Here is a 19,001-nt window from a genome sequence, read left to right as displayed (position 1 = left end):
GCATGAATGAAATGATCGCGCGCAACGACCCTTCGTCGCCGCGCGCAACGCCTTACGGCAGCGGCAATCAACACCTTCTCGCTGGCCGAGGAATGTTCAAACAAAGGATGAGGCTATGGTTCAAGTTCGCAAACTGGTGTTAGCAATAGCGGCCGCCTCGGCGCTGTCCTCCGGTACGGCGCATGCCCTCGGGCTCGGGGAATTGACCCTGAAGTCGACGCTGAACCAGCCTTTGGTGGCGGAAATCGAGCTGCTTGATGTCAAGGATCTCACGGCTGCCGAAGTGGTGCCGAGCCTGGCCTCGCCCGAAGACTTCGCCAAGGCCGGTGTCGACCGCCAGGCGTTTCTCAACGACTTGACCTTTACCCCGGTGCTTAACGCCAGCGGTAAAAGCATCCTGCGCATCACGTCCAGCAAACCGCTGTCCGAGCCAATGGTGAAATTCCTGGTTCAGGTGATGTGGCCTAATGGTCGTTTGTTGCGCGATTACAGCGTGCTGCTCGATCCGTCCAAGTTCTCGCCGCAGACCGCCGATGCCGCCGCGCAACCGGCGCCAGCCCAAGCGGTGACCGCGCCGGTCACCGGTGCGACCAAGTCGTCTCAATACACCACCACGCCACGCGATACCCTGTGGGAAATCGCGGCGAAGGCGCGTAATGGCGGCTCGGTCCAGCAGACCATGCTGGCCATTCAGGCGCTGAACCCGGATGCGTTCATCGATGGCAACATCAACCGACTGAAAACCGGTCACGTGCTGCGTCTGCCTGATCAGGTGCAGAGCACCAGCCTGCCGCAACCCAAGGCCATCGCTGAGGTCGCCGCGCAGAACACTGCGTGGCGCCAGGGTCGTCGCTACGTGGCGAAACCCGGGGCCGGGCAGCAGCAACTCGATGCCACCAAGCGCGCTCGCGGTGAAGGCGCTTCGTCGCAAGCCGCCGCAGACAAGCTGAGCCTGGTCTCTGCCGACACCGGCAAGGGTCGTGGCAAGGGGGCCGCCGGTGATGCGAAAGCTTTGAGCAGCAAGCTGGCTGTGACCCAGGAAAGCCTCGACACGACCCGTCGTGACAACGCCGAACTGAAAAGCCGGATGACCGATCTGCAAAGTCAGCTGGACAAGCTGCAACGCCTGATCGAGCTGAAGAATAACCAGTTGGCCAAGCTGCAGGCAGAAGGCGCCGCAGGTGCGCCGGTTGCGGCGACTGCTCCGGCGATGTCGGCTGAACTGGCGGCTAATCCTGCGGCAACGCCTGCGGACGTGGTTCCGGCAGCGCCTGCCCCCGAGGCTGTCGCACCGCAAGCCGTTCCGGCGCCAGCCGTCGAGACGCCTCCTGCGACCTCCGACGATCAGAAATTCAACGAACTGCTGACCAATCCGATCCTGCTGGGTCTGGTGGGCGGTGGGGCGGTGGTTCTGCTGCTGTTGCTGCTGTTGCTGGCCCGTCGCCGCAAGGCTCAGCAAGAGGCCGAAAAGCATCTGCGCATGGCTCGTGCCTTGGCGGAGGAGCAAGAGTTCTCCGTCGACCAAGACCTGCCGGAAAGCAGCTTCGAAGGTCTTGAGGTTCCGCCGCCGAGCGTGAAACTCGCGACTGCGCCAACGCCTGCACCCGCACCGACCCCGGTGATTGCCCCGGTTGTGGTGACGCCGCCGATCGCTGCGCCGCTGGTATCGCCTGCCGCCGAACGCTCTGACGATGTGCTGGCCCAGGCACAGACGCACATCGCGGGCGGTCGCCTGAATCAGGCCGCCGCTTTGCTGGAAGACGGTATCAAGCAAGAACCACAGCGCAGTGACCTGCGCCTGAAACTGATGGAGGTTTATGGTCAGCAGGGCGATCGTGATGCGTTCGTTGCTCAGGAGCGTCAACTGGTAGCCAACGGCGACAACTTCGCCCGGGTCGAGCAGCTGAAAAGCCGCTTCCCGGCGATGGCTGTCGCAGTTGCGGGTGGCCTGGCCGCTGCGGCGATCGCTGCCGAACTGGACGCGCAGTACGTCAAGGACCTGCTGCTGGACGAGCCGCAAGCCCCGGAACCGGCATTGGCCGATGACGACTTCGACAGCGCCTTTGATCTGAGCCTGGACGATCTGGAGTCGGCTGCTCCAGTCGCGCCTGTCGTTGCGCCGGAGCTTGCGCCTGAACCGGAACCAGAACTCCAGGCTGAGCTGGACGATTTCCCGCTGGACGACGACCTGAGCTTTGAGTCGGTATTGCAGCAGCAGACCGAAATCAAGGAAAACCTCGATGATCTGTCGGACTTCGATCTGGGCATGGACCTGGGAGGCGATGCCTCGCCGGCGACCCTGGCCGAAGATGATTTCCTGCTGAGTCTGGATGACGACCTCAAGGGCTTGCCGGCCGCCGAAGTGCCGACCATCACTGAAGTGCCGACCGTGACTGAGGCGCCGCTCGACGACCTGGAGTTGCCGGCGGACTTCGACCTGTCGCTGGCCGATGAAATGGACGCCGTTGCGGATCAGCCGGATGCCTTCGAAAACGAACTCAACGATGTCAACGCTGAGCTGGATCGCCTGTCCCAGAGCCTAGGTGAGCCGAGCTTTACCGCGGAAGACGCTTTGGCCTCCGTGGCTGATGAGCCGGACTTCGATTTCCTCTCCGGCACCGACGAAGTCGCCACCAAGCTCGACCTGGCTCAGGCCTACATCGACATGGGTGACAACGACGGCGCCCGAGACATCCTCAATGAGGTGGTGGCCGAGGGTGATGCCGGTCAGAAGAGCGAAGCCAAGGAAATGCTGTCTCGTCTGGCGTGAGTCATCGGTAAGGCGTAAACAGAACGGCAGCCCATCGAGGCTGCCGTTTTTGTTTTGACGGTAATGCGATAGTGGCTGTTCGATCGCCTTCGCGAGCAAGCCCGCTCCCACAATGATTGGGGGGCATTATTTGCGGCTGGTACCAATCCTCTGTGGGAGCGGGCTTGCTCGCGAAGGGGGCATCTCATCCAGCATCAACATCGGCAGTTGAGCCGGTCGGGCAGGGCACAGAAAACACACGCCTCTGGCATCCCGGTCCGGCGGCCTTATAATGCCTGCCTTTGCGTAGACCAGCAGGCTGTCACCCCTTGGCAAATATAGATAATCCGGCCGCCGAAATGGCGGCCGACGGCTTTTTCCGGATCGCGTTGGGCGTTGAATACAAAGGTTCGCGTTATCGCGGCTGGCAACGTCAGGCCTCCGGTGTGGACACGGTGCAGGAAGCCCTCGAAAAGGCCTTGTCCAAAGTCGCCGACTCACCTGTGTCGCTGCATTGCGCCGGGCGCACCGATGCCGGGGTACATGCCTGCGGGCAGGTGGTGCATTTCGACACTCAGGTCGAGCGCTCGATGAAGGCCTGGGTCATGGGCGCCAACATCAACTTGCCGCACGACATCAGCGTTAGCTGGGCCAAGGTCATGCCGGCGCATTTCCATGCTCGGTTCAAGGCCATCGCCCGGCGGTATCGCTACGTGATCTACAACGATCAGATCCGTCCGGCGCACCTGAACGAAGAAATCACCTGGAACCACCGCCCGCTGGACGTCGAGCGCATGTCCGAAGCGGCGCAGTATCTGGTCGGCACCCATGACTTCAGCGCCTTCCGCGCCGGTCAATGCCAGGCCAAGTCGCCGATCAAAGAGCTGCATCACCTGCGCGTTACACGCCATGGCAAAATGATCGTGCTGGATATCCGCGCCAGTGCGTTCCTGCATCACATGGTGCGCAACATCGCCGGGGTGCTGATGACCATCGGTGCTGGCGAGCGTCCCGTGGCGTGGATGAAAGAGGTACTGGAGAGTCGCGTTCGGCGTTCTGGCGGGGTGACCGCCCATCCGTTTGGCCTGTATCTGGTGCAAGTCGAGTACCGCGACGAGTTTGAATTGCCCGAGCGCTACCTCGGCCCGCACTTCCTCACCGGCTTCTCTGAACTTGACGGCTGACGCCCTCGAACGCTTTTGATACCATCCGGGACTTTCCTGGATTTGCCCTGAGGTTCTATCGATATGTCGGCCGTTCGCAGCAAAATTTGTGGGATTACCCGCATAGAGGATGCGTTGGCGGCGGTCGAGGCCGGGGCCGATGCCATCGGATTCGTGTTCTACGCCCAAAGCCCGCGGGCCGTGACATTTCAGCAGGCGCGCTCGATCATCAAGGCACTGCCGCCGTTCGTGACCACCGTGGGATTGTTCGTCAACGCCAGCCACTGTGAGTTGGGGGAAATCCTCGATGCCGTGCCGCTGGACCTGCTGCAATTCCATGGTGACGAAACCGCCGCGGAGTGCGAAGGCTGGCGCCGACCGTACATCAAGGCGTTGCGGGTCAAGGCTGGTGATGACATCGCAGCAGGTTGCGATGCCTACGCCAGTGCCAGCGGGATCTTGCTCGACACTTATGTCGAAGGCGTGCCGGGCGGAACCGGTGAGGCCTTTGACTGGTCACTGATACCGCAAGGCTTGAGCAAGCCGATCATTCTGGCGGGCGGTTTGACGCCGGACAATGTCGCTGAGGCAATTGTCCGGGTTCGGCCTTACGCGGTAGACGTCAGCGGTGGGGTAGAGGCGAGCAAGGGCATCAAGGATCACGCAAAGATTCAGGCATTCATCAAAGCTGTTGCAGGAGCTGTGTAGGAACTTGCAGGAGCTGTCGAGTGAAACGAGGCTGCGATCTTCAGGATCAAAAGATCGCAGCCTCGTTTCACTCGACAGCTCCTACGTTGATGTGACGGCTGGCAGACTGCCGCCGTCCACTGCTCTGTATAAAACAGGTGCACCTGCACAAAGCAGGCAGGGCTGAGGATGTTTTGGGTTGTACGCAGGTCACGTTTCGCTGACCCGGCAAGCCATCGATCATCGCCACACACACACATGAATTTAGGTCAAGGGCATACGCGGGGCTGCGAACCAGAGCGTTCGGGCCACCGGTACTGGAGAAAGAAAGCATGAGCAACTGGTTAGTAGACAAACTGATCCCTTCGATCATGCGTTCCGAGGTCAAGAAGAGCTCGGTGCCTGAAGGTCTGTGGCACAAATGCCCGTCTTGCGAGGCGGTGCTGTATCGTCCGGAGCTGGAAAAGACCCTGGATGTTTGCCCCAAGTGCAACCACCACATGCGTATCGGCGCTCGCGCCCGTATCGACATTTTCCTCGACGCTGACGGTCGTGCCGAACTGGGTGCGGACCTGGAGCCGGTTGACCGTCTGAAGTTCCGCGACGGCAAGAAGTACAAGGATCGCCTGACCGCTGCGCAAAAGCAGACCGGCGAAAAAGACGCACTGATCTCCATGAGCGGTACTTTGCTGGGCATGCCGGTGGTGGTGTCGGCCTTCGAATTCTCCTTCATGGGTGGTTCGATGGGCGCCATCGTCGGTGAGCGCTTCGTGCGCGCCGCCAACTACGCCCTGGAAAACCGTTGCCCGATGATCTGCTTCTCCGCTTCCGGCGGTGCGCGGATGCAGGAAGCGCTGATCTCCCTGATGCAAATGGCCAAGACCTCCGCGGTGCTGGCGCGTCTGCGTGAAGAAGGCATTCCGTTCATCTCGGTACTGACCGACCCAGTCTACGGCGGTGTTTCCGCCAGCCTGGCGATGCTCGGCGACGTGATCGTCGGTGAGCCGAAAGCCCTGATCGGTTTCGCCGGTCCGCGCGTGATCGAGCAGACCGTTCGCGAAAAACTGCCGGAAGGCTTCCAGCGCAGCGAGTTCCTGCTGGAGCACGGCGCAATCGACATGATCATTCACCGCCAGGAACTGCGTCCGCGCCTGGGTAATCTGCTGGCGCAACTGATGGGCAAGCCGACACCGAAGTTCGTCGCTGCGCCGATCGAGCCGATCGTGGTTCCACCGGTACCTGCGAACATATGACCGAGCGCACCCTTGGCGAGTGGCTCGCTTACCTTGAACAGTTGCATCCTTCGGCCATCGACATGGGGCTGGAGCGTTCGCAACAGGTAGCGTCCCGCATGGGGCTGGGCAAGCCGGCGCCTCGGGTGATCACGGTCACCGGCACCAACGGCAAGGGATCTACCTGCGCTTTCGTGGCTTCGTTGCTGCGGGCGCAGGGCCTGAACGTGGGTGTCTACAATTCCCCGCACCTGCTGCGTTACAACGAGCGGGTGCAAGTCAATGGTGTCGAAGCCACTGACGCTCAGCTGTGCGAAGCCTTTGCAGCGGTCGAAGCGGGCCGTGGCGAGACGTCCCTGACTTACTTCGAGATGGGCACCCTGGCGGCGTTCTGGCTGTTTCAACAGGCTAGTCTGGATGCGGTGGTGCTGGAAGTCGGCCTGGGTGGGCGTCTGGATACGGTCAACGTGGTGGACGCCGATATCGCGCTGGTGACCAGCATTGGTGTCGACCATGCGGATTACCTGGGCGATACCCGCGAATCCGTGGCCTTCGAAAAGGCCGGAATCTTCCGCCAGGGTGCGCCTGCGCTCTGCGGCGATCTGAATCCTCCACAACCTTTGCTGGATAAAGCGCGCGAGCTCAATTGCCCGTTTTTCCTGCGTGGGCGCGATTTCGACCTGGGGATCACCGATCACAACTGGCAGTGGCGCGGTGTTGATGCCCAAGGGCGTGCGGTTGAGTTGCACGATCTGCCATTGCTTGATCTGCCGATGGAAAACGCCGCATTGGCCTTGCAGGCTTACCTGTTGCTTGGTTTGCCTTGGGTGGATGCGCAGATTATTGAAGCCCTGAAAGCGACGCGGGTGGTCGGTCGTCTCGATCGTCGTCAGTTCGACTGGCAGGGCAAGCGTCTGAATCTGTTGCTGGATGTGGGGCACAACCCCCATGCGGCAGAATATCTGACTCGTCGTCTGGCCAGCCGACCACCGGCCGGCAAGCGTCTGGCGGTGTTCGGGCTGTTGGCGGACAAGGACCTGGATGGTGTTGTCGGTGAATTGAATGCTAGTGTCCAGCATTGGGCCGTCGCACCGCTGGATTCGCCGCGGGCACGACCGGTTGCGCAGTTGCATGCGGCATTACAGAACCTCGGCGCCTCGGTAACGTCTTATGACAGCGTGGCCGCCGCCCTGGAAGGGCAGTGCGCGCAGGCGACGAGCGACGACGAAATTCTGTTGTTCGGATCATTTTATTGTGTCGCCGAGGCCCTTGAATGGCTGGCCCGGCACTCCACGGAGGAAGCGGCAAATGGCTTTGCTGGATAAGGCGTACAAGCAGCGCATGGTCGGCGCCCTGGTGCTGGTGGCGCTGGCGGTGATTTTCCTGCCGATGCTGTTTTCCCGTCAGGATGAGCAGCGTCAGGTGACGGTCGACGCGCCTGCTGCGCCGCACGCGCCCGCAATGCCGCAAGTGCAGATTGAGCCGGTGGTGGTGCCTGAACCGCAGGCATTGCCGCAGGAACCTGTGCCAGGCGACGACGAAATTGCCGAGCAGCAAGCGCCGTCGACACCGATCGCGCAAAGTGCTCCCGTGGCGCCAGCGCCGCCGACTGCCAAGCCGGTCGCGCCGCCTGCGGCACCAGTCGTCAAGCCCGTGCCGACACCTGCCCAGCCAATCGCTGCCGCACCGGCCAAGCCGGTCACTACCACCCCAAGCCGCGTCGATGCCAATGGCCTGTCGGTCAGCTGGTCGGTGCAACTGGCCAGCCTGTCGAGCCGTGAAAGCGCTGAAAGCCTGCAGAAAACCCTGCGCAGCCAAGGCTATAACGCCTATATCCGCTCCGCCGATGGCAAGAATCGGGTGTTCGTCGGGCCGTTGATCGAGCGCGCGGAAGCCGATCGTCTGCGTGACTTGTTGAGTCGTCAGCAGAGCCTCAAGGGTTTTGTGGTGCGTTTTCAGCCTGAGCGCGGTTAGAACAATCGCCCCGATTTGAAAAGCACTGACAATCTCAGCTTACCGACAGCCATGGGCTCTGCTAAAATGCGCCGCCTTATCCGTCTGTAGGCTGCACTGTGCCATTTACCTGGGTTGATTGGGCGATCGTCGCAATCGTCGCCATCTCCGCATTGATCAGTTTGAGCCGCGGCTTCGTCAAAGAAGCATTATCGCTGGTGACCTGGATCATCGCAGGAGTCGTCGCCTGGATGTTCGGTGGTTCATTGTCCGAGTACCTCGCCGGATACATCCAAACGCCATCGGCTCGTGTGATCACGGGTTGTGCCATCATGTTTGTCGCCACTTTAATTGTGGGCGCAATGATCAATTATCTTATCGGCGAGTTGGTTCGCGTCACCGGGCTATCCGGGACCGATCGATTCCTCGGCATGGCCTTCGGCGCTGCGCGTGGCGTGTTGCTGGTGGTCGTGGCGGTCGGGCTGTTGAGCCTGGGGCCGGTACAGCAGGACGGGTGGTGGAAAGAATCCCAACTCGTGCCAAAGTTTTTATTGGTCGCAGACTGGTCCAAAAACCTGATCCTCGGGTGGAGCAGTCAGTGGCTTGCCAGCGGAATCAGCGTACCCGCTGATATTCCGTTCAAGGAGCACCTCTTGCCGACGGCCAAAACGCCTCAGTGAGTTGTGTTCAGTTCAGTTCAGATCCATTAAGTAGGGGTTGCGTCGCATGTGTGGCATCGTCGGTATCGTCGGTAAGTCGAACGTCAATCAGGCGCTGTATGACGCGCTAACCGTCCTCCAGCACCGCGGCCAGGACGCTGCCGGTATCGTGACCAGTCATGATGGCCGGTTATTCCTGCGCAAGGACAATGGCCTGGTGCGTGACGTGTTTCATCAGCGTCACATGCAGCGTCTGGTCGGCCACATGGGCATTGGCCATGTGCGTTATCCGACTGCGGGCAGTTCGACCTCGGCCGAAGCTCAACCGTTTTACGTCAACTCGCCGTACGGCATCACCCTGGCGCACAACGGTAACCTGACCAACGTTGAACAGCTGGCCAAGGAGATTTACGAATCTGACCTGCGCCACGTCAACACCAACTCCGATTCGGAAGTGCTACTCAACGTGTTCGCGCACGAGCTGGCCCAGCGCGGCAAGTTGCAGCCGACCGAAGAAGACGTGTTTGCCGCCGTCACCGACGTGCACAATCGTTGCGTCGGTGGTTACGCGGTCGTGGCGATGGTGACCGGTTATGGCATCGTCGGTTTCCGCGATCCGCACGGCATCCGTCCGATCGTTTTCGGTCAGCGTCACACCGACGAAGGCGTCGAGTACATGATCGCCTCCGAAAGCGTTTCGCTGGACGTGCTCGGTTTCACCCTGATTCGCGACCTGGCGCCGGGCGAGGCGGTCTACATCACTGAAGACGGCAAGCTGCACACCCGTCAGTGCGCGACCAATCCTTCGCTGACGCCGTGCATCTTCGAACACGTCTACCTGGCGCGTCCGGACTCGATCATCGACGGCGTTTCGGTTTACAAAGCTCGTCTGCGCATGGGCGAGAAGCTCGCCGAGAAGATCTTGCGCGAGCGCCCGGATCACGACATCGACGTGGTCATCCCGATTCCGGACACCAGTCGTACCGCGGCCCTGGAACTGGCGAACCACCTGGGCGTCAAGTTCCGCGAAGGCTTCGTGAAGAACCGCTACATCGGCCGGACCTTCATCATGCCGGGGCAGGCTGCACGGAAAAAATCCGTACGCCAGAAGCTCAACGCCATCGAACTCGAATTCCGCGGCAAGAACGTGATGCTGGTGGACGACTCCATCGTTCGCGGCACCACCTGCAAGCAGATCATTCAGATGGCTCGCGAAGCCGGCGCCAAAAACGTCTACTTCTGCTCCGCTGCACCGGCTGTTCGTTACCCGAACGTCTATGGCATCGACATGCCAAGCGCCCACGAACTGATCGCCCACAACCGTTCGACTCAGGATGTTGCCGACCTGATCGGCGCCGACTGGTTGATCTATCAGGACTTGCCTGACTTGATTGAAGCGGTCGGTGGCGGCAAGATCAAGATCGAGAAGTTCGATTGCGCGGTGTTCGACGGCCAGTACGTCACCGGCGACGTCGACGAGGCTTACCTGAACAAGATCGAGCAGGCGCGCAACGATGCCTCCAAGGTCAAGACGCAGGCAGTCAGTGCGATCATTGATCTGTACAACAACTGAGTAACTACCGGCCCTGAGGGGCCGGTTTTGTATCTACTAAATAAAGAGCAAGGCAAGGAGTGACAGCATGAGTCAGGATTGGGATGCCGGTCGGCTGGACAGCGACCTCGAAGGCGTAGCGTTCGATACCCTGGCCGTACGCGCCGGTCAGCACCGCACGCCGGAAGGCGAACACGGTGATCCGATGTTCTTCACTTCCAGCTACGTCTTCCGTACTGCCGCCGACGCGGCTGCGCGCTTTGCCGGGGAAGTGCCGGGCAACGTTTACTCGCGCTACACCAACCCGACCGTACGTGCGTTCGAAGAGCGCATTGCCGCCTTGGAAAGCGCCGAGCAAGCGGTGGCCACGGCGACCGGCATGGCGGCAATCATGGCCGTGGTCATGAGCCTGTGCAGCGCCGGCGATCACGTGCTGGTGTCGCGTAGCGTGTTCGGTTCGACCATCAGCCTGTTCGAAAAGTACTTCAAGCGCTTCGGTATCGAAGTCGATTACGTGCCCCTGGCGGACTTGTCCGGCTGGGATGCGGCGATCAAGGCCAACACCAGGTTGCTGTTCGTCGAGTCGCCGTCCAACCCGCTGGCCGAGCTGGTAGACATCAAGGCACTGTCGGAAATTGCTCACGCCAAAGGTACGATGCTGGTAGTCGACAACTGCTTCTGCACGCCTGCGTTGCAGCAGCCGCTGAAGCTGGGCGCGGACATCGTCGTGCACTCGGCGACCAAGTTCATCGACGGCCAGGGTCGTTGCATGGGGGGGGTCGTGGCGGGTCGCAGCGAGCAGATGAAGGAGGTCGTTGGCTTCCTGCGCACCGCCGGGCCAACCCTGAGCCCATTCAACGCCTGGATTTTCCTCAAGGGTCTGGAAACGCTGAGCCTGCGCATGAAGGCGCATTGCGCCAATGCCCAGCAACTGGCCGAGTGGCTGGAGCAGCAGGACGGCATCGAGAAAGTCCATTACGCGGGCCTCAAGAGCCATCCGCAGCACGAACTGGCCCAGCGTCAGCAGAAGGGCTTCGGTGCGGTCGTGAGTTTCGAGGTCAAGGGCGGCAAAGAAGGCGCCTGGCGCTTTATCGATGCGACTCGCCTGATCTCCATCACCGCCAACCTGGGCGACAGCAAAACCACCATCACGCACCCAAGCACCACTTCTCACGGCCGTCTCGCGCCGCAAGAGCGTGAAGCGGCGGGGATTCGTGACAGCCTGATCCGCGTAGCGGTCGGTCTGGAAGACGTGGCAGACCTGCAGGCCGATCTGGCGCGCGGGTTGGCTGCCTTGTGATCGAGTTGTCCACGCCGACCACGGGTACCCATGGCCGCGTCGCTCTGGTCACTGGTGCGGCACGGGGCATTGGCCTGGGCATTGCGGCCTGGCTGATCAGCGAAGGCTGGCAGGTGGTGCTGACCGATCTGGATCGGGAGCGCGGTTCGAAAGTGGCGAAGGTGCTTGGCGAACACGCCTGGTTCATCGCCATGGACGTCGCGAATGAAGCGCAGGTGGCGCTGGGCGTGGCCGAGGTGCTGGGGCAGTTCGGGCGCCTGGACGCGCTGGTGTGCAATGCGGCGGTGGCCGATCCGCACAATATCACCCTGGAAAGCCTCGATCTGGCGTACTGGAACCGGGTGCTGGCGGTGAACCTGAGCGGGCCGATGCTCTTGGCCAAGCACTGTGCGCCGTACCTGCGTGCTCACAGCGGCGCCATCGTCAATCTGGCCTCGACCCGCGCCGGGCAGTCGGAACCCGACACAGAGGCTTATGCGGCGAGCAAGGGCGGTCTGTTGGCCCTGACTCACGCCTTGGCTATCAGTTTGGGGCCGGAGATTCGTGTCAACGCGGTCAGTCCTGGCTGGATCGATGCGCGGGATCCGGCGGCGCGGCGTGCCGAACCGTTGACCGACGCCGATCATGCGCAACATCCGGCGGGCAGGGTAGGGACGGTCGAGGACGTGGCGGCGATGGTGGCGTGGTTGCTGTCGAAGAACGCCGGTTTCGTCACGGGCCAGGAGTTTGTGGTCGATGGTGGCATGACCAAGAAGATGATTTACAGCGAGTAATAGGGCGGCGCGCTGTCTCCAGCATTGATGTTGGATGTGCCGCCATCATCGCGAGCAGGCTCGCTCCCACATTAGAAAGCATGTTGCCCTAAGAGACGCGGTTCACTGTGGGAGCGAGCCTGCTCGCGAAAGCGGTCTGGCGGTTACCGGCCTCGTTCGGATTGACACGATTTTGTCTTTTTCAGAAAAACTTCAAGCGGGGTATTGACTTAGCTTCGATACCTGCGTAAATTTCGCGGCCTCAGAGAAGCAAAGGGTGATTAGCTCAGCTGGGAGAGCGTCTGCCTTACAAGCAGAATGTCGGCGGTTCGATCCCGTCATCACCCACCACTTCTTGAGACTCTTGCGTAAGCAAGAGGGAAGCTGAAAAGCCTCCACCGACGCGCAGCGGTAGTTCAGTCGGTTAGAATACCGGCCTGTCACGCCGGGGGTCGCGGGTTCGAGTCCCGTCCGCTGCGCCATATTTTCCGAGTCAGGTTTATCTGCCTCGAGATTGAAAAGCTTCGAAGCTTTTCAGTCAGACGAGTTACTTGGGCGAAAGTCCAAAGCGATACGCAGCGGTAGTTCAGTCGGTTAGAATACCGGCCTGTCACGCCGGGGGTCGCGGGTTCGAGTCCCGTCCGCTGCGCCATATCTGCCTCAAGGCCCACTGAACGCCTTGGAGCTACGAAGCAAGCCGATGGCTATCTTCGAGTCGATAGCAAAGACCCTGGTCGAAAGACCGGGGTTTTTTGTGTCTTCAATTTGGCTTTTATGCCTCTCCAGTCTTCCCAATACGACCTTTCTGTACATTCGGTGCATAAAGGGCTTGGTTCGCGGCCTCGACATTAATTAGAATCACTCTCATTTACGATAATCCTTGGCACAGGACTTCTTGAGATGAGTGATGCAGCGATGCCGAAGGAGCAGACCCTCCACGATCTGTACCGCGATCACCGTGGCTGGCTTGAAGGCTGGTTGAGACGACGCATGGGCAACGCCTGTGATGCGGCGGACCTCAGTCAGGATACGTTCCTGCGTTTACTCGCCAGTTCTCAGCGAATTGCCGACCTGCAGGAGCCCCGTGCCTATCTGCTGACCGTGGGCAAACGCCTGCTGAGCAATTTCTACAAGCGTCGCAGTCTCGAACAAGCCTATCTGGCCGCGTTAGCGTCGATGCCTGAAGACTGCGTGCCATCACCCGAGCAGCGCTGGCTGCTGCTGGAAACCCTGCAAGCCCTGGATGAGTTGCTCGACGGGCTGCCGACGGCGGTGCGCAGGGCGTTTCTCTGGAGTCAGCTGGAAGGCTTGAACTATCAGCAAATCGCCGAGCGCCTGCGGGTATCTGAGCGCACGATCAAACGCTACATGGCGCACGCCTACGAGCATTGTCTGTTGGTGGAGCTGTGAGCAGTCCGGTACCCGACGCCCGTCAGGCAGTGCGAGCTGCCGCGAAGTGGCTCGCACTGTTGGAATCTGGGAGTGCCAACGAGCAGGATCGTGCGAATCTGCAGCGTTGGCGCGACAGTTGCGTCAGTCACGAGCAGGCTTGGCAGAAGGCTCAAGCCTTGCGTCAGCGGTTTGCCGATCTGCCTTCAGCCGTGGCACTCAAAAGTCTGGATCGCCCCGAGCCGGGGCGGCGTGTGGTGCTCAAGCGTGCATTGGGTGCGGTGGCGTTGGTGCCGGCGGCTTGGCTGATCAGCCGACAATTGCCCCTGGATGTCTGGCGAGCCGATCTGCATACGGCCACCGGGGAGCGCAAACAGGTGCAACTCGCTGATGGCAGTTCCTTGCGACTCAACACGGCCAGTGCCGTCGATGTGGATTTGCAGAGCCGGCGCTTGAAGCTGATTGAGGGCGAGCTGTCGCTGAAGGTGCCGGGCGCATCGCCGCTGACGATCCAAACGAAGTTTGGACAGATCATCGTCAGCCAGAGCGAAGTCTGTGTTCGTCAGGATGCGCGCGGTTGCCGCGTGTCGGTGTACAACGGCGCCGTGCAAATGCAGCCCTTGCGGGGGCCGGCGTTGGCTTTGCGCAGTGGTCAACAAGGCAGTCTTCAAGCTGCTGGCGTTGGGCCGGTCGGCCCATTCGATGTGCTTGCGCCAGGTTGGCGAGAAGGCGTGCTGATGGCGAAAAACCAGCCGCTGGGGGATTTCCTGCGCGAACTCGGCACTTATCGACCGGGTGTGTTGCGTTGGGAGCCGGAGCTTGAAGCGTTGCGTGTCACCGGCAGTTTCCGCCTGGACGACACCGATCGCGTCCTCGCGTTGCTGGCGGCCAGCCTGCCGCTGGAGGTGCATTTGCGTTCGCGATATTGGGTTACGTTGCTGCCGCGCAAAAATAGTGTGTGAAGCCTGTCCCCTTTTTTCGACTCGCTTGTCATTCAAGGCATGTGAACGAATCAAGAGAGCTATTTCAATGCCCGCAGTAATACCTTGCTGTCCGCGTCCGGCTTCTTCCCGCTTGCGTCCGTTGTTGCACTTGAGCCTGTTGTTGGGCCTGAGTGCCAGTCCGTTGTTCATCACTGTCAGTTGGGCCGAAGACAGTGTCCGGCGCAATTATCAGGTGCCTGCCGGCAGCCTGAGCGATGCGCTGACCCGCTTCGCCGGTCTGTCTGGCGTCAATCTCTCGGTCGACCCGGCACTGGTGGGCGGTCGCGCCAGCCCCGGTCTTTCCGGTGAATATGCGGTCGAGGAGGGCTTTGCCCGGCTGTTGCGGGGTTCCGGTCTGCAATTGCAGCCCGTGGGTGAACAGGCCTACATCCTGACCCCGGCGCCAGAAGGCAGCAGCCTGCAACTGGCCCCCACCTCGATTCTCGGTGCCACGGGCGGGGTGGACAGCGAGGTGTATGCCGGCGGCCAGGTCGCGCGCCGCGGTTCGCAAGGCTTGCTGGGCTCGAAAGATTTTATGGAAACGCCATTCAGCATGACCACCTACACCAACGAGGTGGTCAAAAACCAGCAGGCTCGTACCTTGGGTGACCTGATCGCCAGCGATCCTTCGGTACGCGCTACCAACCCGGCGGGTGGGCGTTATGAGCAGTTCACCATTCGCGGGCTCAGCCTGTTCAATAGTGATGTCGCCTACAACGGTCTCTACGGTGTCCTGCCGACTTATACGATCGACATGGAGATGGCCGACCGCGTCGACATCCTCAAAGGTCCGAGCCAGCTCATCAACGGCATCTCGCCGCGGGGCAGCGTGGGTGGCGGGATCAACGTGGTGCCCAAGCGCGCGACCGACAAGCCCATCACTTCGTTTACCGGGAGCTACGCTTCCGACAACCAGGTCGGCGGTGCCGTGGATGTCGGCCGGCGCTTTGGTGAAGACAACAAGTTCGGTATTCGTTTCAACGGTGTGAAGCAGTCCGGCGACACCGAATGGGATCATCAGAGTGTCGACCGCGAGATGGCCGTGCTGGGCCTGGATTTTCGCGGTGAACGCCTGCGACTCTCGACGGACCTGGGGCGCACCGAGCGTGATACCGACGCCCCGCAGGAACGTGTGCAGGTCGGCGCCAATGCGAAAGTTCCAAATGCAAACGATGTGCGCCACAACTATGCGCAGCCCTGGAGCAAGGCGAGTACCCACGACACGTTCGGGACGGTGAACGGCGAATTCGATGTCAGCGACTCCGTCATGCTGTACGGCGGTGTGGGCGCGCGTAAAAGCAACCATGACTTTCTCCGGCATGCCGTTGCGGTCACCAACGACGCCGGCGATTTCAGCGTTCAGCCGCGTGACTTTACCCGTGACGAAAATGTCCGGACGGCCACGGCAGGGGTGCGCAACTGGTTTCATACCGGCCCGGTGAGCCATGAAGTCAACCTGGCCGCCAGCTATTTCTACATGGACTTCGAAAATGGCGGCGCCCGTTATGCCGCGGCCCGCAGCAACCTCTACGACCCCGTGGAAACACCAACACCTGGCAGTCCCACCCGACTCGATTCGAAGGTCTACACCGAGAACCGTTTCAGCGGCGTGGCGTTGTCCGACACCCTGGGTTTCTTCGATGACCGGTTGCTGCTGACCCTCGGCGCTCGCTGGCAGCGCGTGAAGGTTGATGACTGGGCGGATGATGTCAAAGGCACCACGGCCTACGATGAGGAAAAGGTTTCGCCGTCGGGCGGCATCCTGTTCAAGGCAACCGATAAGCTGTCGCTGTATGCCAACTACATGGAGGGGCTGAGCCAGGGCAAGATCGCGCCGTCGACCTCGGTGAACGAGGACGAGATATTCCCGCCGTTCATCAGCCGGCAGGTCGAAGTCGGCGCCAAGTATGACGCGGGTGCGTTCGCCGTGACCGCCGCGGTGTTCCGGATCAAGCAGCCGGCCTATGAGACCAACGCCACGACGCGGGTTTTCGGCCCGAACGGCAAGCGTCAAAACGACGGTGTGGAACTGAGTGTGTTCGGTGAACCGCTCGATGGTTTCCGTCTGCTCGGCGGTGTCATGTACATCGACAGCGAGTTGACCGACACCACCAATGGCACCTTCGACGGCAACCGCGCGCCTGCCACGCCGAAATACAACGTCAACCTGGGCGCCGAGTGGGATGTGCCGACCGTACAGGGCCTGACCCTGACCAGCCGCGGCATCTATTCCAGCTCGCAGTATCTGGACCAGTCCAACAACAAGGAAATCGACGCCTGGGAGCGTTTCGACGTGGGTGCACGCTATGCGTTCAAGATCGATGAAAAGAACATCACCCTGCGTGCCAATGTCGAGAACGTGGCAGACAAGCGCTACTGGAGTTCGGCCGGGGCTTCGGATGACAGCGAGCCCGGGTTGACGCTCTCGACCCCACGAACCTACCTCGTTTCGGCGACAGTCGACTTCTGAATCGATCCAACCGTGCGCTGCGCCGCAGGGAAGGGCATTGCCGTGTTGTCGCGGGTGGACGTGGCAAGATAGAGGCACTGCGTAATGCCAGTCAGTTAAGCGCAATCCATGTGGGCTTAACTGACTGGCATAAGCCGTATTCAACGGCCCCTTTCACCTCTAGCGGTCAGTATCCGAACTTGTCCCGCAGTCCGTAGTACCAGGCACCCAATGCCGCGAACGGTGTACGCAATAATTGCCCGCCGGGGAATGGGTAGTGGGGCAGGTCGGCAAAGGCGTCGAAGCGCTCGGCCTGACCGCGCAATGCCTCGGCCAACACCTTGCCCGCCAGGTGCGTGTAGGTCACGCCGTGGCCGCTGCAACCTTGGGAATAGTAGATGTTGTCGCCCAGGCGTCCGACCTGGGGGAGGCGCGACAGGGTCAGCAGGAAATTGCCGGTCCAGGCGTAATCGATTTTCACGTCCTTGAGCTGTGGGAAGGCCTTGAGCATCTTTGGTCGAATGATCGCCTCGATGTTCGCCGGATCCCGTGCGCCATAGACCACACCGCCGCCGAAAATCAGGCGTTTGTCAGCGCTCAGGCGATAGTAGTCGAGCAGGTAGTTACAGTCTTCGACGCAGTAGTCCTGGGGCAACAGGCGCTTGGCCAATTCATCGCCCAAGGGTTCAGTGGTGATCACTTGAGTCCCGCAGGGCATCGACTTGGCCGCCAGCTCCGGCACCAGATTGCCGATGTACGCGTTGCCGGCGACGATGATGAATTTGGCCCTGACCTTGCCCTGAGGTGTATGCACCACCGGATTGGCGCCGCGCTCGATGCGCACCGCTGGCGACTGTTCGTAAATAGTGCCGCCCAGCGATTCCACGGCCGCTGCCTCGCCCAGGGCAAGGTTGAGCGGATGAATATGCCCGCCACTCATGTCGAGCATGCCGCCGACGTATTGATCGCAAGCCACCACTTCACGGATGCGTCGCTGATCCAGCAATTCAAGCTGAGTGTGACCGAAACGCTCCCACAACCGCTTCTGGGATTCCAGATGGCCCATCTGCTTGGCGGTAATGGCGGCGAACACACCGCCATCCTTCAAGTCGCACTGGATATTATATTTGGCGACCCGCTCACGAATGATCCGCGCCCCCTCAAACGCCATCTGCCCCAGCAACTGAGCTTGCTTGGGGCCGACACTGCGCTCGATCACATCAATGTCACGGCTGTAGCTGTTAACGATCTGGCCACCGTTGCGCCCCGATGCGCCAAAACCCACTTTGGCCGCCTCCAGGACCGTTACCCGAAAACCGTTCTCCAACAGAAACAGGGCAGAGGAAAGGCCGGTGTAACCGGCGCCGATTACACAGACATCAGTCTCTACATCATCCTGCAAGGCCGGGCGCGGTGGCGCTGCATTGGCCGACGCGGCGTAATAGGACTCTGGGTAGGGAGTGTTCGCCATCCTGCAGCCTCTGTTTAATATATTTTACGAGTGCATCGATCCTACCCGAGTTAAAAATCAGCCGCCAGTCACCGGAAAATCTTCTTTGTGAGCGGAAAATTAAATATTTTGCATATTCATAGGGTTAGGTGAAAAAAAGGTGTTGACACCCCTCCGGAATTCCGTAGAATGCCGCCTCACAGCAGGCACGTAGCTCAGTTGGTTAGAGCACCACCTTGACATGGTGGGGGTCGTTGGTTCGAGTCCAATCGCGCCTACCAAACAAAATCCGCTCTGCTGGGCGGTCTAGAAGGGTTCACCGAAAGGTGGGCCCTTTTTTGTTGCTTCGGATTTCATGCAGAACGTTCACAAAATATCGGGTTCGTTCACACGGAGCAATGCGAACGCCTAAAGCGAATGATTCTGTTGCGGTTTCCTCGATAGCTGAATGTGCGACGCAATACACTAGGCCATCAAAGATTTACTGATGGCCTAAATGGTTTGAGGGAAGGGGAGGTGTCAATTTAGCCTCGGTGGTTCGTCATCATGCTCCAGCTGCGGATTCCACGCCATCCGGACACTCAGCCCACCAACATCCGGACACCTGTTCCACGCTCATTCGGACAAGCAGTCGGAGCGCAGCGACGCAGGTTCGCATTGTTAGTCTGAAGTCCCTATTGCCG

Annotated in this window: 14 protein-coding genes and 4 tRNA genes; 17 read left to right on the top strand and 1 reads right to left on the bottom strand. The window is 60.6% G+C overall.

Annotated features, from left to right (window positions below; genetic code table 11):
* Nucleotides 1-115 precede the first annotated feature (115 nt).
* The 16 genes from AACY49_RS16395 (at nt 116) to AACY49_RS16320 (ending at nt 16,889) form a co-directional block, all read left to right on the top strand.
* A complete protein-coding gene (locus AACY49_RS16395) occupies nt 116-2,770 on the top strand; it encodes a FimV/HubP family polar landmark protein (protein WP_339525077.1) in 2,655 nt (884 codons plus the stop codon).
* A gap of 338 nt (nt 2,771-3,108) precedes the next feature.
* Nucleotides 3,109-3,933, top strand: a complete 825-nt coding sequence (gene truA / locus AACY49_RS16390; protein ID WP_445262648.1) for a tRNA pseudouridine(38-40) synthase TruA — start codon at nt 3,109-3,111, stop codon at nt 3,931-3,933.
* A gap of 63 nt (nt 3,934-3,996) precedes the next feature.
* The gene (locus AACY49_RS16385) at nt 3,997-4,620 is read left to right on the top strand and encodes a phosphoribosylanthranilate isomerase (protein ID WP_339525073.1); all 624 of its coding nucleotides are present in this window, start codon (nt 3,997-3,999) and stop codon (nt 4,618-4,620) included.
* 311 nt (nt 4,621-4,931) lie between these two features.
* Nucleotides 4,932-5,852 carry an acetyl-CoA carboxylase, carboxyltransferase subunit beta gene (gene accD / locus AACY49_RS16380; RefSeq protein WP_258696376.1) on the top strand — a complete coding sequence of 307 codons (921 nt, stop codon included), beginning with the start codon at nt 4,932-4,934 and terminating at the stop codon, nt 5,850-5,852.
* Nucleotides 5,849-7,156, top strand: coding sequence for a bifunctional tetrahydrofolate synthase/dihydrofolate synthase (gene folC, locus AACY49_RS16375; RefSeq protein WP_339525071.1), 1,308 nt, complete (start codon nt 5,849-5,851; stop codon nt 7,154-7,156). Before accD ends, folC begins: the two co-directional genes overlap by 4 nt.
* Nucleotides 7,140-7,805, top strand: coding sequence for an SPOR domain-containing protein (locus AACY49_RS16370; protein WP_339525070.1), 666 nt, complete (start codon nt 7,140-7,142; stop codon nt 7,803-7,805). The genes folC and AACY49_RS16370 overlap by 17 nt, the downstream gene beginning before the upstream one ends.
* A gap of 98 nt (nt 7,806-7,903) precedes the next feature.
* Complete coding sequence (locus AACY49_RS16365; RefSeq protein ID WP_258696373.1) at nt 7,904-8,464, top strand: CvpA family protein; 561 nt, start codon at nt 7,904-7,906, stop codon at nt 8,462-8,464.
* 46 nt (nt 8,465-8,510) lie between these two features.
* Entirely contained in the window at nt 8,511-10,016 is a 1,506-nt protein-coding gene (gene purF, locus AACY49_RS16360; RefSeq protein WP_007905939.1) for an amidophosphoribosyltransferase, read from the top strand.
* Between the two features lie 67 nt (nt 10,017-10,083).
* Nucleotides 10,084-11,295: an O-succinylhomoserine sulfhydrylase gene (locus tag AACY49_RS16355; RefSeq protein ID WP_320391045.1), complete on the top strand. Its 1,212-nt coding sequence runs from the start codon at nt 10,084-10,086 to the stop codon at nt 11,293-11,295.
* A complete protein-coding gene (locus AACY49_RS16350) occupies nt 11,292-12,068 on the top strand; it encodes an SDR family oxidoreductase (protein WP_258696372.1) in 777 nt (258 codons plus the stop codon). Before AACY49_RS16355 ends, AACY49_RS16350 begins: the two co-directional genes overlap by 4 nt.
* Nucleotides 12,069-12,322: 254 nt before the next feature.
* Nucleotides 12,323-12,398, top strand: a tRNA-Val gene (locus AACY49_RS16345).
* A 54-nt stretch (nt 12,399-12,452) separates the two neighbouring features.
* Nucleotides 12,453-12,529: transfer RNA gene (locus AACY49_RS16340), tRNA-Asp, on the top strand.
* Between the two features lie 93 nt (nt 12,530-12,622).
* Nucleotides 12,623-12,699: transfer RNA gene (locus AACY49_RS16335), tRNA-Asp, on the top strand.
* Nucleotides 12,700-12,947: 248 nt separating this feature from the next.
* Nucleotides 12,948-13,457 carry a sigma-70 family RNA polymerase sigma factor gene (locus tag AACY49_RS16330; RefSeq protein ID WP_339525064.1) on the top strand — a complete coding sequence of 170 codons (510 nt, stop codon included), beginning with the start codon at nt 12,948-12,950 and terminating at the stop codon, nt 13,455-13,457.
* Nucleotides 13,454-14,398 (top strand): FecR domain-containing protein, encoded by a 945-nt coding sequence (locus AACY49_RS16325; protein WP_339525062.1) that lies wholly within the window; start codon nt 13,454-13,456, stop codon nt 14,396-14,398. The genes AACY49_RS16330 and AACY49_RS16325 overlap by 4 nt, the downstream gene beginning before the upstream one ends.
* A 67-nt stretch (nt 14,399-14,465) precedes the next feature.
* Complete coding sequence (locus AACY49_RS16320; RefSeq protein WP_339525060.1) at nt 14,466-16,889, top strand: TonB-dependent receptor; 2,424 nt, start codon at nt 14,466-14,468, stop codon at nt 16,887-16,889.
* Between the two features lie 166 nt (nt 16,890-17,055).
* Here AACY49_RS16320 and AACY49_RS16315 read toward each other — a convergent pair whose 3' ends face one another.
* A complete protein-coding gene (locus AACY49_RS16315; RefSeq protein ID WP_339525058.1) occupies nt 17,056-18,339 on the bottom strand; it encodes an NAD(P)/FAD-dependent oxidoreductase in 1,284 nt (427 codons plus the stop codon).
* Nucleotides 18,340-18,522: 183 nt separating this feature from the next.
* Between AACY49_RS16315 and AACY49_RS16310 the strand changes: the two genes are divergently transcribed.
* Nucleotides 18,523-18,599 (top strand) — tRNA-Val (locus tag AACY49_RS16310).
* Nucleotides 18,600-19,001: the final 402 nt, after the last annotated feature.

Origin of the sequence: Pseudomonas sp. EL_65y_Pfl2_R96 (genome assembly GCF_963970905.1) — a bacterium.
In the GTDB taxonomy this organism is placed as follows: domain Bacteria; phylum Pseudomonadota; class Gammaproteobacteria; order Pseudomonadales; family Pseudomonadaceae; genus Aquipseudomonas.
The sequence above is the reverse complement of the archived record's forward strand: the minus strand, read 5'-3'. Positions and strand labels throughout refer to the sequence as shown.

Bases quoted from the DNA above. Each gene is read 5' to 3' on its own strand.
- AACY49_RS16385 (WP_339525073.1), top strand. From the start codon at position 3,997: ATGTCGGCCGTTCGCAGCAAAATTTGTGGGATTACCCGCATAGAGGAT.
- AACY49_RS16355 (WP_320391045.1), top strand. From the start codon at position 10,084: ATGAGTCAGGATTGGGATGCCGGTCGGCTGGACAGCGACCTCGAAGGC.
- AACY49_RS16320 (WP_339525060.1), top strand. From the start codon at position 14,466: ATGCCCGCAGTAATACCTTGCTGTCCGCGTCCGGCTTCTTCCCGCTTG.
- AACY49_RS16315 (WP_339525058.1), bottom strand. From the start codon at position 18,339: ATGGCGAACACTCCCTACCCAGAGTCCTATTACGCCGCGTCGGCCAAT.
- purF (WP_007905939.1), top strand. From the start codon at position 8,511: ATGTGTGGCATCGTCGGTATCGTCGGTAAGTCGAACGTCAATCAGGCG.
- AACY49_RS16395 (WP_339525077.1), top strand. From the start codon at position 116: ATGGTTCAAGTTCGCAAACTGGTGTTAGCAATAGCGGCCGCCTCGGCG.
- accD (WP_258696376.1), top strand. From the start codon at position 4,932: ATGAGCAACTGGTTAGTAGACAAACTGATCCCTTCGATCATGCGTTCC.
- AACY49_RS16330 (WP_339525064.1), top strand. From the start codon at position 12,948: ATGAGTGATGCAGCGATGCCGAAGGAGCAGACCCTCCACGATCTGTAC.
- folC (WP_339525071.1), top strand. From the start codon at position 5,849: ATGACCGAGCGCACCCTTGGCGAGTGGCTCGCTTACCTTGAACAGTTG.
- truA (WP_445262648.1), top strand. From the start codon at position 3,109: ATGGCGGCCGACGGCTTTTTCCGGATCGCGTTGGGCGTTGAATACAAA.
- AACY49_RS16370 (WP_339525070.1), top strand. From the start codon at position 7,140: ATGGCTTTGCTGGATAAGGCGTACAAGCAGCGCATGGTCGGCGCCCTG.